This window comes from Streptomyces sp. NPDC127106 (assembly GCF_042677605.1).
Taxonomy (GTDB): domain Bacteria; phylum Actinomycetota; class Actinomycetes; order Streptomycetales; family Streptomycetaceae; genus Streptomyces.
In genome coordinates this window covers 121,079-136,587 of the sequence record NZ_JBHXTC010000014.1, presented here as the reverse complement: position 1 = coordinate 136,587, position 15,509 = coordinate 121,079, and the positions used below count along the sequence as shown (strand labels likewise).

Annotated in this window: 12 protein-coding genes and 1 pseudogene; 8 read left to right on the top strand and 5 right to left on the bottom strand. The window is 72.3% G+C overall.

Translation table 11 applies throughout. The features are described 5' to 3' along the window. Window positions 1–51 precede the first annotated feature (51 nt). Window positions 52–1,221 carry a steroid 3-ketoacyl-CoA thiolase gene (locus tag ACFVGY_RS15555; RefSeq protein ID WP_385676663.1) on the bottom strand — a complete coding sequence of 390 codons (1,170 nt, stop codon included), beginning with the start codon at window positions 1,219–1,221 and terminating at the stop codon, window positions 52–54. Between the two features lie 251 nt (window positions 1,222–1,472). On the opposite strand from ACFVGY_RS15555, the gene ACFVGY_RS15550 reads away from it, so the two are divergent. Together ACFVGY_RS15550 and ACFVGY_RS15545 are read left to right on the top strand one after the other, a co-directional pair. Next, window positions 1,473–2,786 carry a cytochrome P450 gene (locus ACFVGY_RS15550; RefSeq protein ID WP_385676660.1) on the top strand — a complete coding sequence of 438 codons (1,314 nt, stop codon included), beginning with the start codon at window positions 1,473–1,475 and terminating at the stop codon, window positions 2,784–2,786. Between the two features lie 307 nt (window positions 2,787–3,093). Continuing rightward, on the top strand, window positions 3,094–3,504 hold the full coding sequence (locus tag ACFVGY_RS15545; RefSeq protein WP_385676657.1) for a DUF6193 family natural product biosynthesis protein: 411 nt from the start codon (window positions 3,094–3,096) through the stop codon (window positions 3,502–3,504). A gap of 245 nt (window positions 3,505–3,749) precedes the next feature. On the opposite strand, the gene ACFVGY_RS15540 is transcribed toward ACFVGY_RS15545, so the two are convergent. After that, window positions 3,750–5,837, bottom strand: a complete 2,088-nt coding sequence (locus tag ACFVGY_RS15540; RefSeq protein WP_385676654.1) for a bifunctional glycosyltransferase 87/phosphatase PAP2 family protein — start codon at window positions 5,835–5,837, stop codon at window positions 3,750–3,752. A 107-nt stretch (window positions 5,838–5,944) separates the two neighbouring features. Between ACFVGY_RS15540 and ACFVGY_RS15535 the strand changes: the two genes are divergently transcribed. Further along, window positions 5,945–6,289 carry an antibiotic biosynthesis monooxygenase family protein gene (locus tag ACFVGY_RS15535; RefSeq protein WP_385676651.1) on the top strand — a complete coding sequence of 115 codons (345 nt, stop codon included), beginning with the start codon at window positions 5,945–5,947 and terminating at the stop codon, window positions 6,287–6,289. Window positions 6,290–6,400: 111 nt separating this feature from the next. Here ACFVGY_RS15535 and ACFVGY_RS15530 read toward each other — a convergent pair whose 3' ends face one another. Next, window positions 6,401–6,796 carry a nuclear transport factor 2 family protein gene (locus tag ACFVGY_RS15530; protein WP_385676648.1) on the bottom strand — a complete coding sequence of 132 codons (396 nt, stop codon included), beginning with the start codon at window positions 6,794–6,796 and terminating at the stop codon, window positions 6,401–6,403. Window positions 6,797–6,913: 117 nt separating this feature from the next. Here ACFVGY_RS15530 and ACFVGY_RS15525 point away from each other — a divergent pair. Next, window positions 6,914–7,068 (top strand): annotated as a pseudogene (locus tag ACFVGY_RS15525) (GNAT family N-acetyltransferase); the annotation flags it as partial. Between the two features lie 86 nt (window positions 7,069–7,154). Here ACFVGY_RS15525 and ACFVGY_RS15520 read toward each other — a convergent pair. Beyond that, window positions 7,155–9,221, bottom strand: a complete 2,067-nt coding sequence (locus ACFVGY_RS15520) for a DHA2 family efflux MFS transporter permease subunit (protein WP_385676645.1) — start codon at window positions 9,219–9,221, stop codon at window positions 7,155–7,157. 196 nt (window positions 9,222–9,417) lie between these two features. Here ACFVGY_RS15520 and ACFVGY_RS15515 point away from each other — a divergent pair, with 196 nt between their 5' ends. Next, window positions 9,418–10,365, top strand: a complete 948-nt coding sequence (locus ACFVGY_RS15515; protein WP_385676642.1) for a peptidoglycan-binding protein — start codon at window positions 9,418–9,420, stop codon at window positions 10,363–10,365. Window positions 10,366–10,499: 134 nt separating this feature from the next. Continuing rightward, entirely contained in the window at window positions 10,500–11,183 is a 684-nt protein-coding gene (locus ACFVGY_RS15510) for an HAD-IA family hydrolase (protein ID WP_385676639.1), read from the top strand. A 571-nt stretch (window positions 11,184–11,754) separates the two neighbouring features. Here the strand turns inward: ACFVGY_RS15510 and ACFVGY_RS15505 are convergent. Next, window positions 11,755–12,348, bottom strand: coding sequence for a TMEM165/GDT1 family protein (locus ACFVGY_RS15505; RefSeq protein ID WP_385676636.1), 594 nt, complete (start codon window positions 12,346–12,348; stop codon window positions 11,755–11,757). Between the two features lie 604 nt (window positions 12,349–12,952). On the opposite strand from ACFVGY_RS15505, the gene ACFVGY_RS15500 reads away from it, so the two are divergent. Beyond that, on the top strand, window positions 12,953–13,597 hold the full coding sequence (locus ACFVGY_RS15500; RefSeq protein ID WP_385676682.1) for a DUF1524 domain-containing protein: 645 nt from the start codon (window positions 12,953–12,955) through the stop codon (window positions 13,595–13,597). Window positions 13,598–13,773: 176 nt separating this feature from the next. Next, window positions 13,774–15,465, top strand: a complete 1,692-nt coding sequence (locus tag ACFVGY_RS15495; protein ID WP_385676633.1) for an alkaline phosphatase D family protein — start codon at window positions 13,774–13,776, stop codon at window positions 15,463–15,465. Window positions 15,466–15,509: the final 44 nt, after the last annotated feature.

Below are 15,509 nucleotides of genomic sequence, written 5' to 3'. Positions count from 1 at the left end.
CGGCGCCGGCCCGCGCCCCCCCCCCCGCGGCCCGGCGCCGGGCGCGCGGCCTCAGAGCCGCTGGATGATCGTCCCGGTCGCCTGCGCGCCACCCGCGCACATGGTGATCAGGGCGAATTCCTTGTCGCGGCGTTCCAGCTCGTGCAGTGCGGTGGTGATCAGACGGGCGCCGGTCGCACCGACGGGGTGGCCGAGGGCGATGCCGCCGCCGTTGACGTTGACCTTGTCCAGGTCCTGCTCGAAGACCTGGGCCCAGCTGAGCACGACGGAGGCGAAGGCCTCGTTGATCTCGACGAGGTCGATGTCCTTGAGGGACATCCCGGCCTTGCCGAGCACGGCCCGGGTCGCGTCGATCGGGCCGTCCAGGTGGTAGTGGGGATCGGCGCCGACCAGGGCCTGGGCGACGATCCGGGCGCGCGGCTTGAGCCGCAGGGCGCGGGCCATCCGGCGGGAGGCCCACATCACGGCTGCGGCGCCGTCCGATATCTGCGAGGAGTTCCCGGCGGTGTGCACGGCCGTCGGCATGACCGGTTTCAGCCCGGCCAGGGCCTCCGCGCTGGTGTCGCGCAGGCCCTCGTCGCGGTGGACCAGGCGCCACATGCCCTGGCCCGCCGCCTGCTCCTCCTCGGTGGTGGGGACCTGGACGGCGAAGGTCTCGCGCTTGAACCGCTCCTCGGCCCAGGCGGTGGCCGCCCGCTGCTGGGAGAGCAGTCCGAGCCGGTCGACGTCCTCGCGGGTCAGGCCCCGGCGGCGGGCGATCCGCTCGGCGGCCTCGAACTGGTTGGGCAGGTCGACGTTCCACTCGTCCGGGAAGGGCTTGCCGGGGCCGTGCTTGGATCCGGAGCCCAGCGGCACCCGGCTCATGGACTCGACGCCACAGGCGATGCCGATGTCCATGACACCGCCGGAGATCATGTTGGCGACCATGTGGTTGGCCTGCTGGGAGCTGCCGCACTGGCAGTCCACGGTCGTCGCGCCGGTCTCGTACGGCAGGCCCATGGCGAGCCAGGCGGTCCGGGCGGGGTTCATCGACTGCTCGCCGGCGTGGGTGACGGTGCCGCCGACGATCTGCTCGACGCAGTCCGGCTGGATGCCCGTACGGGCGAGGAGCTCGCGGTAGGTCTCGCCGAGCAGGTAGGCGGGATGGAGGTTGGCGAGTGTGCCCCCGCGCTTGCCGATGGGCGTGCGTACGGCTTCGACGATGACGGGTTCCGCGGCCATGAGCTCGTCCTCTCCTGCGCAGTGCCTACCGGCGCGGCGGGCCGTCCCGGCGCCCCGCCTGAACTAGTACGCGTTCTAGTTCTCCCCGCAGTCTTATGACCCCCGGGCCCGGCACGCAAGGGTCTTGCACCCGGCCTCCACGGATTTCCCACGCAACAGTTGCCGTGCAAGCCCTTGTCACTTCTAGAACTCGTTACTACGTTTCAGCCACTTCAACTCCCTGATCGGCCGTCAGACTTGGAGTCGCCCCGATGACCTGCCCCGAGCTGCCCGACGGCTTCGACGCCACCGACCCCGACCTCCTCCAGGACCGGGTCCCGCTCCCCGAGTTCGCGCGGCTGCGGCAGACCGCGCCCGTGTGGTGGTGCGCGCAGCCGCGCGGCGTCACCGGTTTCGACGACGAGGGCTACTGGGCCGTGACCCGGCACGCGGACGTCAAGTACGTCTCCACGCACCCGGAGTTGTTCTCCTCCACCACCAACACGGCCATCATCCGCTTCAACCCGCACATCCAGCGCGAGCAGATCGAGGCCCAGCGCCTGATCATGCTGAACATGGACCCGCCGGAGCACACCCGCGTCCGCCAGATCGTGCAGCGCGGCTTCACGCCGCGGGCGATCCGGGGCCTGGAGGACGCCCTGCGCGAACGGGCGCGGAACATCGTGGCGCAGGCGCGTGCCGAAGCGACGGGCGGCGGCACCAGTGGCACCGGCGGCGGGGGCGTGGGCGGAGGCGGCGGCGGAGACGGCAGCCGGGACGGCGACGGCAGCTTCGACTTCGTCACGCGCGTGGCCTGCGAACTCCCGCTGCAGGCCATCGCCGAGCTGATCGGCGTACCGCAAGAGGACCGGCTCCGCATCTTCGACTGGTCCAACAAGATGATCGCGTACGACGACCCCGAGTACGCCATCACCGAGGCGGTCGGAGCCGAGGCCGCCATGGAACTCATCGGCTACGCGATGAACATGTCCGCCGCACGCAAGGAGTGCCCGGCCAAGGACATCGTCACGCAGCTCGTGGCGGCCGAGGGCCAGGGCAACCTGAGCTCCGACGAGTTCGGGTTCTTCGTCCTCTTGCTGGCGGTCGCGGGGAACGAGACCACGCGCAACGCCATCAGCCACGGCATGCACGCCTTCCTCACCCACCCCGAGCAGTGGGAGCTGTACAAAACGGCCCGGCCGGCGACCGCCGCCGAGGAGATCGTGCGCTGGGCCACCCCAGTGGTCTCCTTCCAGCGCACCGCCACACAGGACACCGAGCTCGGCGGGCAGAAGATCAAGGCGGGTGACCGGATCGGGCTCTTCTACGCCTCCGCCAACCACGACCCCGAGGTGTTCGACGACCCGGACGCCTTCGACGTCACCCGCGACCCGAACCCGCACCTGGGCTTCGGGGGCGGCGGGCCGCACTTCTGCCTGGGCAAGTCCCTGGCCATCCTGGAGATCGACCTGATCTTCAACGCCCTCGCCGACGCCCTGCCCGACCTGCGGCTGGCCGGCGAGCCGCGGCGACTGCGCGCGGCCTGGCTGAACGGCATCAAGGAGCTCCGGGTCAGCCACGCCTGAGCGGACGCGGCGGAACCGGTCCAGGACGGCAGGGGCCGCTCCCCTCCACGCCACGGCCCCTGCCGCTCCCCGGGCGCACGGCTTTCGCGGCTGTTCACCGCGTACGCCGGTTCGGCGGTGTTGGCCGTGCTTGGCGGGTGTTTCTGGCGTCATCTCCGGTCTTCACCTGACCCATCCGCAGTTCTCCGCCGTTGGGCCGGGGGTTGCACACAGTGAGGCGACGATCGCGACAAGCCGCGGTAACGGGCCGCCATCGATGCCGCCCGGAGGATTGTCGCGGCAGTGGCAGCACCGTCAGACTGCGCGGATGAACCTCCAGGACAGCGGTACCGGTACCGACGAGAGCGTGGAGGCACGCTGGCAGCGCCTCCCGACGACGTGGCGACTGATGCTCGACCGGGGCGATTCCCGGGCCGCGGCCACGGGGCGGGGTGTCCTCGCGCTCATCGAGGCCGCCTCCGCACGACCGGAGCTGCGCCGCCTGTATCCGTTCACCAGCCGTTGCGTCCTGCGGTTCGGCTCCGGCAGCGGCCTGCCGACCGAGGCCGACACGCCGGCCGTCGAGCCGCTGGGCGACGGCCGGTTCCGCGTGCTGAGCCCCGGCCTCACACGCGTCATCGGCGAGACCGACACCGCGGAGGCGGCGGTCGCCCTGCTCCTCGCACAACTGCCGCAGGTGCCGGAGTCGCCGGAGTCGCCGGCGGCCCCGGCTCAGTGAGCCCGGGCGCCGGCCCACGCCCGAGTGGCGCCCGAGTGGCGCCCGAGTGGCGGGAGCGCCCGGGCGGGCGGATCCTGACAGAACGCGGCGATCCACCGAAGGGGCGCCGGAGCAGTCGTGCCCGGCGCCCCTCCGGCCACCTGACGCGGCCACACAGCCCGTTCACCTGCCCCCCGGAGGGGAACGAGCCGCCCAACGCGCCACCCCGGGACCGTCGTTCCCGAACCCCCGGTCCGGGCCCGCCCCTACGGGCGTGCGGCCGCCGACGGCACCCGTACGGCAGCCTCTGCGGAGGCACCACCGGGACCACCGGGATCACCGGGATCACCGGCACCACCGCTTCCGGCGCTCCGCTGCCCCGGCAGCCCCACCGCCGGCCTGCGCGGCCCGGACAGTGCGTACACCAGCCCGAACCCGGCGGTGACGACGACCGCCCCGCCGGCCGCGTCGAGCACCCAGTGGTTGGCGGTGGCGACGATCGCGCACACCGTGATCAGCGGGTGCAGCGCCCCGAGGAGCTTCTGCCAGGCCTTCGGCGCGAGCACGATGATCACCACCCCGCACCACAGCGACCAGCCGAAGTGCAGCGAAGGCATCGCCGCGTACTGGTTGGAGATCGCGGTCATCGCCCCGTACTGCGGATTGGCCAGGTCCTGCGGGCCGTGCACGGTGTCGATGAAACCGAGGCCCGGCATCAGGCGCGGCGGCGCCAGCGGGTAGAGCCAGAAGCCGGCGAGGGCGAGGACGGTGGCCAGGCCCAGGGATGCGCGCGCCCAGCGGTAGTCGCCGGGCCGGCGCCAGTACAGGACGCCGAGGATCGTCAGCGGGATCACGAAGTGGAACGACGTGTAGTAGAAGTTGAAGAACCTCTCCAGCCAGGGCGTGTTCACCACGGCCTGGTTGACGGCGTGTTCGATGTCGATGCCGAGGGCGCGCTCGATCCCGAGGATCTGGCTGCCGTGCTCCTCGGCGTGGCTGCGGCCGGCGGGTGCGGCGGCCCGTATGTGCGAGTAGATCGAGTACCCGACGCGTATGAGGAGCAGTTCGAGAAGCAGGTTGGGGCGCGACAGCACCCGCCGCCAGAACGGCATCAGCGGCACGGCCCGCCACCGGGCGGCGGCCGGCTGCGCGTAGGAGGTGGGGACGGGCTCCCGCCAGTACGGGGAGGAGCGCGGCAGGAAGGGCACCGCGCAGGCCGCGGCCAGCGCCGTCAGCAGCAGCACGTTGTCCCGTACGGGGGCCAGTACGGCGATGTTGGGCAGCAGGACGGAGCTGGGCAGGGTCGCGGCGAGGACCACGGCGACGGGCCACACGCGCCGGTCGGCGGCACGGCTGCCGACCTTGCCGGCCACCGCGAGCAGTACCCACAGCAGCTGGTGGCGCCAGCCGGCCGGGGTGACGGCGACGGCCACGCACCCGGTGACGGCGACGGCGAGCAGGAGCTGCCCGTCGCGGGCGTAGCGGACGGCGCGCCGCAGCCCGGCCCAGGCGATGGCGGCGGCGAGGACCGCGTACAGCAGGACCTCGGCGGGGCCGGTCAGGCCGAGACGCAGGAGGGCGCCGTGCACGGACTGGTTGGCGAGGGCGTCGGGGCTGCCGCCGAGGCCGGTGCCGGCGAGGTGGTGCACCCAGTACGTCCACGAGTCGCCGGGCAGTGCCGCCCACGCCAGGGCGGTCGCGCCGGCGAAGGTGACGGCGGCGGACCGGGCGGCGGTGCGGCGGCCGGAGCGCCACTGCAGCGGCGCGAACAGCAGCAGGGCGGGCTGGAGGGCGGCGGCCAGGCCGAGCAGGAAGCCGGCCGGGCGTTCGCCCGGCACCCGGAACACGGCGAGCAGCACCAGGAGGACGGGCAGGACGGGCAGGACGGCGGTCTGGCCGGGCGCGGCGGCCTCCCGGACGGGCAGCGAGACCAGCATCAGTCCGACGAGGGCGGGCGCGGCGAGCAGCGCGGTCCGCCGCGGCACGGGGTCGGGCAGGCCGCGCGCGGCGAGCAGCCCGACGGCGGCGACGCACAGCAGCGTCACGCAGGTCCAGGCCAGCTCCAGTGGGGGCGCGGCGAGCCCGAGCAGCGGCTTCAGGACGAGCCCGGCGAACGGGGTGCCGGAAAACTGCCCGGCGTCGTACAGCGAGCCGGGCAGGACACCGGGAAGGTGCAGGTCGGCGAGCCACTCGCCGGGGGGCACGCGCAGCACGGCCGCGGCCTGCCGGACGGCGAGGATCCCGGCGAGCGCCCACAGGAGCAGCCGCGCCGCCGTGAGCCTGCTGTCCCCGCCGCGCCGGCCTATGACGCCGGCATGTCCGTCCGCACCGCTGTGCTCCGCCGTGTTGGCCACGCCTCGTCGGCCTCCCGCCTGATGAACGCAACCCTGACTTAGCCCGGCTGCCGCGCTGAATTACCCGGAACGACGATATCCCCCGGCGGATCCCTAGGATGGCGGTCATGAGCATCGTGAAGATCAACGTTCTGACCGTGCCCGCCGAGCAGCGGGAGGTCCTGGAGCAGCGGTTCGCCTCACGGGCGGGGGCTGTGGAGGGTTCGGACGGGTTCGAGTGGTTCGAGCTGCTGCGTCCGGTGGAGGGCACGGACCAGTACCTGGTCTACACCCGGTGGCGGTCCGAGGAGGACTTCCAGGCGTGGATGGAGGGCCCCATGAAGGCGGCGCACCAGGGCGGGTCCGGCGGCGGCGGGGCGGAGGCGGGAGAGCGGCCGAAGCCGGCGGCCTCGGCGTCGACGCTGTGGTCGTTCGAGGTCGTGCAGCAGGCGGGGCCGAAGGCCGGGGCCTGAGCGAGAGGGCTCGGGGAAGCACGGCCCGACCCGAGGGGCGCGGAGGCAGGAGCCGAGGAGGCGAGAAGGCGAGGACCGAGGAGCCGAGAAGGCGAGGAGGCGAGGAGGCCGTCAGCTCCAGAAGACGTCCCCCTCGTCGATGTCCTGCGTGCACTCGTCGATGTCGCTGATCTTCCCGCCGACGATCGTGAAGAAGAGGCCCTGCTGGATCTCGATTCCGCGGTCACCGCGGTCGCCGCGGAACGTGTGCAGGGAGATGGCGTGCCCGCGCCCGTCCACCAACACCGTGTGGAGGTCGACCGCCATGGTGCCGTTGGTCTCCTCGGCGAGGCGGCGGTAGAGGCCGAGGACGGCTTCCCGGCCCTTGTGGTGGCCTGACAGCGGGTTGTTGCCGGGCATGTGGTGGATGACGTCGGCCGTCATCAGTGAGCCCAGGGTGTCCAGGTCGCCCTTGCCGAAGGCCTCGTAACCGCGGCGGATCAGGGCAGCGTCAGGGTGTTGGGACATGGTGGTCACGCCCTCCATCGGTATGATTTAACCCTTTTCCCATCATCGGCCCGTTCTTGTGGATATTCCATGCGACCGACGTCGGCGCGATTCCACAATGACGCCATGAACATCAACGAGTCCGAGGCCCGGGCGCTGGGCGCCGAGCGGGTCCGCCTGGACACGCGGTCGGACCTGGTGGAACCCGGGCCTTGTACGCGCGGCACGGGTACGCGGAGATACCGGCATACACATCGGAGCCGTACGCAGAGCACTGGTTCGGGAAGCGCCTCTACACCGGCGTGGCCGAGGGCCCGGGGACCGGGGAGGGATCGGGGACCGCGGGAGGGCTCGGGCAGCGGCTGCCGGAGGGTGCCGGTCAGTGGGCGGCGTGGTCGCGGCGCGGGGGCGCGTCGTACGGCTCTTCGGCGTCCGATCCGCAGAGTTCGGCGTTGATCTCCTTGACCAGTTCGGCCAGGTCCGTCGGTCGGTCCGGGCCCCACCAGTCGCCGAGCAGTGCGGCGAGGGACTCCTCCCGGGCCTGCGCCAGCTTCGCCGCGGACTCGCGTCCGCGGTCGGTCAGGATCAGCGGCAGCCCGTCCCGTACGGCGAGGCCGCGCTCTTCGAGCTGGCGAGCGGCCTCGACGATCACCTTCACCGGAACGGTGGTGCGTTCCGCGAGCAAGGCGGGCTCGGCCGAGCCGTACCGGTTGATCCGCAGCAGCAGCCAGCTGGAGGCGGGCAGCAGGTCCAGCCCGGCCCGTTGGGTGATCTTCTCGTAGACGTGGCGGCGGCCCTCCCGGGTGCCCAGGACCGACAGGGCGCGGGCCACCTCCTCGTGGGAGGAGCGCTGGACGGGGTTGGAGGCGAGGGTCTCGGTCACGTCGGGGGCGGTCACGGAGCCGCGGAGCTTGTCCTCCTTGAGGAACCAGGCGACGACGAAGGCGAGGAGGACGACGGGGACTGCGTAGAGGAAGACATCCGTGATCGATTCGGCGTAGGCGTCGAGCACGGTGGGCTGGACGTCGGCGGGCAGCGTCGCGATGGCCCGGGGGTCGGCCTCCACCTGGGCGGCCGTGCCGGGCGGGAGGGAGGAGCCGGCGAGGGCGGTGTTGAGTTGGTCGTCGAGCTGGTGGGTGAAGAGCGTGCCGAAGATCGCGACACCGAAGGAGGCTCCGATGGAGCGGAAGAACGTCGCGCCGGAGGTGGCGACGCCGAGGTCCGCGTAGCTGACGGCGTTCTGCACGACCAGGACGAGCACCTGCATCACCAGGCCGAGCCCGAGACCGAACACGAAGAAGTACGCGCTCATCTCCCAGCTGCCGCTGGTGCGGTGCATCTGGTGCAGCAACAGGAGTCCGATCGCGGTGACCCCGGTGCCGAGGATGGGGAAGACCTTCCAGCGGCCGGTGCGGCTGACGATCTGGCCGGACCCGGTCGACGCGATGAGCATGCCGAGGACCATCGGCAGCATGTGGACGCCGGACAAGGTCGGCGAGACGCCCTGGACGACCTGGAGGAACGTCGGGAGATAGACCATCGCGCCGAACATCGCGAAGCCGACGACGAAGCTGATCACCGAGCAGAGCGTGAAGGTGCGGATGCGGAAGAGACCGAGCGGGAGGACGGGTTCGGCGGCCCTGCGCTCCACGAGGACGAAGGCGACGAGCAGTACGGCGCTGAGGAGGGCCAGGCCGATGATCCGGGCCGAGCCCCAGCCCCAGGTGCCGCCGAGGGAGGCGACGAGGACGAGGCAGGTGGCGACGGATGCGACGAGGAAGGTGCCGAGGTAATCGATGGTGTGCTTCGAGCGGCGCCCCGGCATGTGCAGGGCCGTGGCGATGACGGCGAGCGCGACGAGACCGATGGGGAGGTTGATGTAGAAGACCCAGCGCCAGGACAGCTGGTCGACGAACAGGCCACCGAGCAGCGGACCGAGGATGCTGGTCGCACCGAAGACGGCCCCGAACAGGCCCTGGTAGCGACCGCGTTCGCGGGGCGGGACGATGTCGCCGACGAGCGCCATGGACAACACGATCAGTCCGCCGCCGCCCAGGCCCTGGAGAGCGCGGAACCCGATCAGCTGGGACATGTCCTGGGCGAGTCCGCACAGCGCGGACCCGATCAGGAAGATGACGATGGCGGCCTGGAACAGCCTTTTGCGCCCGTACTGGTCGCCGAGCTTGCCCCACAGGGGGGTGGCCGCGGTGGAGGCGAGGATGTAGGCGGTGACGACCCAGGACAGGTGCTCCATCCCGCCCAGCTCACTGACGATGGTCGGCAGGGCGGTGGAGACGATCGTCTGGTCGAGGGCGGCGAGCAGCAGGCCCAGCATGAGTGCGCCGATGGAGACGAGCACCTCACGGGAGGCGTGTTCTGCGGCCGGACCGGCTTGTCCCCTGCCGGTAGCGGGATCCTCGGTGCCCTTGGCGACTTCGCGAGCCATCCGCTCCTCCTCAGGCCGGATCAACATTTCCATCCTGAGCGGTGTGTCCGGTTATGGCCTCTCGGGCGGGTTGGGCGGCCGTTGACGGGTCTGCATAATCGCAGGCAATGGCCAGGGAGGGAGTCCAGTGAGCGCTGAGCGCTGTCCAGATTGCGACGCTGTGGGCGTCGGCTGCGGGTGCGGCGAGGGAGGACCGGTGGGCGGTTTCGAGCCACTGCGCATCCGCCCGTACGTCTCGCTGCCCCACCCCGGCGAGACGGATCCCCAGGCCACACAGCCGCTACCGCCGATGCCGCCGATGCCGCCGGCCCAGCCGGTGTACGGCGCGGTGGCCGACCCGGCGCAGGGCCACGCCCACCCGGGCAGGCCGGAGCGCGGCGACTCCACCCCTGCGTACGGAACGCCCGCCGTCTGGCCGGACGCACCGCCGCAGGCGACCTGGCCCGCGCAACCGACCCCGCTGCCGCCGACCCAGCAGGACCTGGGCGACCTCGGCACGCTCGAAGGAAGAGGAAGGGAAAGGACAAGGGGAGGGGGAGGGGGTGGGGGTGGGGGTGGGGCCCCCGGGAAGCGGTCCTCTTCGGTTTCCCGCCGGCGGCGGCTGCCGACGGTCCTCGCCGGTGCCGGCACCGTGGTCGCGGTCGGCACGGCCGCCCTGGCGCTGTCGATGCTGCCGCGTTCTGCGGAGAGCGACACGGTCCTGCTGGACGCCAATCCGACGGGGCCTGCGTCCAGCGTGGTGCCGACCGATCCGGCGGAGACGCCTTCCTCGGCGGCTCCCTCCCCCAAGGCCTCGGCCGCCAGGTCCGCGACCCCCTCCAAGTCGGCGTCGCCGTCGCCCAGCGCCTCCCGTTCCTCGGCTCCCGCGGCGTCGCCCAGCCCGTCGTCGGCCCCGCGTACGGCGAGCAGTTCCCCGGCGGCCCCCAAGGGGCCGACGCTGAGGCACGGCGACTCCGGCCCCGAGGTGGAGAAGCTGCAGCGGCTGCTGGCAGCCCAAGGCCTGTACCGGGGCAGGTACACCGGCAAGTACGACGACCGCACGGAGAACGCCGTCGCCTGGTTCCAGTGGGAGAACGACATCGAGGGTGACCCGGAGGGCGTCTACGGCCCGCAGACGCGCAAGGTGCTGGAGGGCTCCGGCTGACGTTCCGACCCCGCGGTGGCGCACCCCGCCCCTTGTTTTGTATCGTGTAGGAACAAAGTGGTTCCGCCCGCACTCCCTGACCGGTGGGCGGAACCGCTTGTTCTCTTCTCCCGCCCTGTCTGGAGTTCCTTCCGATGTCGGCCAGCACCACCGCCTCCCCCGTCGTCCTCACCGCCAAAGCCCTACTCCTGGACATGGACGGCACCCTGGTCAACTCGGACGCGGTGGTCGAGCGCTGCTGGCGCGAGTGGGCGGTCTCCCACGGCCTGGACCCGGAGGAAGCCCTCAAGGTGGTGCACGGTCGCCAGGGGCACGCCACGATGGCGATCCTCCTGCCGGACCGTCCGACGGAGGTCAATCACGCCGAGAACGCCGTCATGCTCGCCCGGGAGACCGCCGACACCGAGGGCGTGGTCCCGGTCGGCGGAGCCGCGGAGTTCATGAAGGCGATCGCCGGGCTGCCGCACGCCCTGGTCACGTCCGCCGACGCGGCCCTGGCCACCACCCGGATGACGGCCGCCGACCTCCCGATGCCCGAGGTGCGGATCACGGCCGAGAGCGTCGGGGCCAGCAAACCGGACCCCGAGGGCTTTCTCAGGGGCGCCGCCGCGCTGGGGGTGGACCCCGCCGATTGCATCGTGTTCGAGGACTCGGGGGCGGGCATAGCCGCGGGCCGCGCCGCCGGGATGCGCGTGATCGGCATCGGCGCCCGCGCCGCCGAGCACGCCCCGACGGCCCACGTTCCCGACCTGACCGGCATACGCGTCACCGCCCCCGGGGACGGCTCCATCCGCCTCACCCTGGCTCCGACCCCCTGACCGGCCCGTCGGCGCGTGGCCACAGCCGCGCGGATGCGACCACGATGGGGATCCGGCGCACCGCTGGTGGCCGGGTGCTTGTCGGTCGAACCCGGGCGGACGTTCCGCGACCCCGCACAGAGGTTTCACCACGTGTCGGCCAACCTCGCCCTCGCCGACATGGACGTGCCGAGCTCGCGGATGCGCCGGTGCCCGACGCCTCTGAGGGGTCAGGGCTTCTTCGTGGCTTCTACGCGGACTGACCGTTCACCGTTCGGACTCGCCCGGGCAGCCGCCTCCGCGGCTTCGAGTGCGACTCGAAGCGCGTCCCAGGATCCGTCGTCACCGAAGTCCGTACGCAGGACCAGCGAGGCCGGATCGTCGGGCGGCCGGGGCCGGGGCAGGGGCGGGGGGGGGTGACGGCGGCGCGGCGTCTGCGGCGCGTCGATCGCATCCGCTCGGCCCGGTGCTCGGCCCGACGACCGGCAGTGCGGGGAGCCGTACCCACAGCCGGGTTCGGCCGCGGCGACCGGCCGGTGCCCCGCGCCGGGCCGGGCGCGCCGGGCCCGGCGCGGGGTGCAGCCCGCCCGCGTCAGCCTGCGATCGCCTCGTAGAGGGAGAACGCGGCGAGGGCGGCCATCACCGTGGCCGCGATCTTGGTGATCAGGCGCAGCGGCACGTACTTCATCAGCGTGCGGCCGCCCAGGATGCCGATGCCCGCCACGGCCCACAGGGCGAGCACGGCGCCGATGCCGACCGAGACGGGGTTGTCGTACCGGGCGGCGAGGTTGGCGGTCATGATCTGGGTGAGGTCGCCGAACTCCGCGACGAGGATCAGCATGAAGCCGGCTCCGGAGACCTTCCAGAAGGACTGGTCGGCGGGCTCCTTGATCTCTTCGTCGCCGTCGCTCTTCTTCAGCAGCAGCATGACCGCGCCCGCGAGGAAAAGGACGCCCACGACGGCCTGGACGAGCCGGTGCGGGAGCAGGGTGAGGACGCTGCCTGCGGCGATGGCGAGCGCGACGTGCACGGCGAAGGCGGCTGCGACTCCTGCGAAGACGTAGCCGGCGCGGTAGCGGGTGCCGAGCATCAGGCCGGCGAGGGCTGTCTTGTCGGGGAGTTCGGCGAGGAAGACGACGCCGAAGGCGATGGCCGTGACGGTGATGCTGAAGTTCGCGCTGAACACGGGGACGGGACCTCGATCGGTGGGCGGGGCGCCACCGGTTCCGAGAGACCTTGGGTGTATCAGGGTCGCTTCGGCTCGGCGGCGCCCTGACGGCGTTCACGCGCACACGCCCTCATGCGGACGGATGCAGGTGAACCTGGACGGGACACTGCGGCCGAAGGTCTCGCTGGCCGACCGCGCACGTGCGGCCTGCCTCCGGGCGCCGGCTGGGTGACCCAGCAGTGTGTCGACGGTCCGGCGAAGAGCTACTCCCCTTCTGCTACGACCAGCATACGGGAGCCGGGACCGCCCGGACCAGGACGTTGCCCCGCTCCGTACCCTCGCGCCGCGCCCTCGCGCCGCCGCTTCGAGCCGTACCCTCGCGCCGCGCCCATACCCACCCACTCCCGCCCATCGGCGCAGAACACAACTGCCGGAATTTCAACTTCCGGTTATTCGGGGAAAGTTGGAACCCCGAACGTGACGTGCCCATGTCGCACACCTGTAACCTTGCGCCCGCCGTCACGCAATCCGGCACCGCCACCCTGGCCGCGCCCCCTCTGGGGGCCACTCGGCCGCACACCCCCCGCACCCAGGGAGCATCCCCATGGCCCTTTCGGCCCGCATACCCTCCGTCTACGCGCGTCGCCTTGGCGTGCTCGCGTCAACCGTTGCACTCGCCGCCCTCACCTCCCTCGTGAACGCCCCGGTCGCCCAGGCCGCCCCGCCCACCCCCATCAGCGCCTCTGCCGCCCGCGCCTACCTCGCCACCGTCACGCCGCGCACCGAGGGCTCCACCAGCGGCTACAGCCGCAGCCTGTTCCCGCACTGGAGCTCCGTCTCCGGCAACTGCAACACCCGCGAGACCGTCCTCAAGCGGGACGGCCGCAACGTCGTCACCGACTCCAGCTGCGCATCGGTCAGCGGCAGCTGGTTCTCCGAGTACGACGGCGCCACGTGGACCGCCGCGGCCGACCTCGACATCGACCACGTCGTCCCGCTCGCCGAGGCCTGGCGCTCCGGGGCCAACTCCTGGACCACCTCCAAGCGCCAGCAGTTCGCCAACGACCTGACCCGCCCGCAGCTCATCGCGGTCACCGACTACGTCAACCAGGCCAAGGGCGACCAGGACCCGGCCGAGTGGATGCCGTCCCGCACCTCCTACCGCTGCACCTACGCCCGCATGTGGGTCCACGTGAAGCAGTACTGGGGCCTGAGCATGGACTCCGCCGAGAAGACCGCCCTGGTGAACGTCCTGAACGGCTGCTGACAACCCGCTCGCCCCACCGCCGGCCCGCTGCCCTCCCGCGGGCGGGTGGCAACCCGCCTGCGGGAGGAGCACGGCCCGCCCGCAGGCCCCCACCGGATTTCCCCCACCAGATGGAGGCCAGGTCCCCCCTCTCCGTCGTAACGTGATCGAAAGGGCTACGGAGGAGGGGGAGTTCCATGGCCACGCTGCGCCTGGGGCCGCTGCTGCGCCACGTCGACTGGAGCACGGGCGGTTCGGCCACGATATGGGTCGAGACCGACCGCCCGTGCACAGCCGAGGTGCGCTGCGTCGACGGGGCCGCCGGCAGTGTGCGCACCTTCCAGATCGCCGGGCACCACTACGCGTTGGTGCCGGTGACGGGCCTGACCCCGGGGACCACGACCGCGTACGAGGTGCTGCTCGACGGGGTGCGCGTCTGGCCGCTGCCGGACGGCGCCTTCCCGCCGAGCACGATCAGCACGCCCGAGGTCGCCGTTCCCGGCCGGCCGGGCTCCGACCTGCGGATCACGTTCGGGTCCTGCCGGCAGGCCGTCCCGCCCGCCGACCGGCACGGGCCGCACGGACCGGACGCGCTCGACACCCTCGCGGCGAGGCTGGCTGCCGCCCCGCAGGAGCGTCGTCCCGACGTCCTGCTGCTCCTGGGCGACCAGGTGTACGCGGACCAGCTGTCCCGGGAGACCCGGCAGTGGATCGCGGCCCGTCGCGACCTGCGGGACGCGCCCGGCGCGCAGGTCGCCGACTACGAGGAGTACACCCGCCTCTACTACGAGTCGTGGCTCGATCCCGAGATCCGCTGGCTCCTGTCGACCGTCCCGAGCCTGCAGATGTTCGACGACCACGACGTCGTGGACGACTGGAACACCAGCGCCGCGTGGCTGGCTGAGATGCGGGCGACGCCGTGGTGGCAGGAGCGGCTGATCAGCGGGCTGATGTCGTACTGGGTGTACCAGCACCTGGGCAATCTCTCACCCGCCGAGCTCGCCGCCGACGCGCTGTTCCAGGCCGTGTGCAAGGACGCGGACGGGACGGACGCGCTGCGCGCCTTCGCCGCCGCGGCGGACGCCGACCCGGGCTCGGTGCGCTGGAGCTACCGGCGCGACTTCGGCCGGTCGCGGCTGCTGATGGTGGACACGCGGGCGGCGAGGGTGCTGGCCGAGGACGGGCGGGCCATGCTCGACCCGACCGAGCAGGAGTGGCTCCGCGAGAACGCGCTGGCCGGCCACGGCGGGTACGACCACCTGCTGATCGGGTCCTCCCTGCCGTGGCTGATGCCCCCGCTGATCCACGACGCGGAAGTGTGGAACGCGGCCCTGTGCCGCGGTGACCGGGGGCCCCGCTGGGCTCGGATCGGCGAGGACCTGCGGCGGCGCAGCGATCTGGAGCACTGGGCGGCGTTCCCGGCCTCGTTCAAGGCGCTCAGCGATCTGATCGAGGAGGTGGGGACGGGGCCGCGGGCGCCGGCGACGGTGGCGGTGCTGTCGGGGGACGTGCATCACGCGTATGTGGCCGAGCCCCGAATACCCAGCACGGCGCGGGTGTTCCAGCTGACCTGCTCGCCCGTGCACAACTCGATTCCGGCTGTGGTGAGGTGGGGGTTCCGGCTGGGCTGGTCGCGGGTCGGCCGCTGGCTGGGGCGCGGACTGTCGCGGCACGGGCGGACGGGCCGTCCTCCGCTGAGCTGGCGGCGTACGGGCGGCCCCTGGTTCGGGAACCAGTTGATGACGCTGTGGCTGTCGGGCCGGTCTGCACGGCTGCGGTTGGACCAGGCGCGCCGGGTGGGCGGGAGGTGGCGGGGACGTGGTGGCCGGGCGGGCTCCGGCGCCCGGCTGGTGACGGTGCTGGACCGCCGGCTCACGTCAGAACCCTGAGCGCCGGGGGGAACCGGCATGCGGAACCTGACCGCCTGACGGCC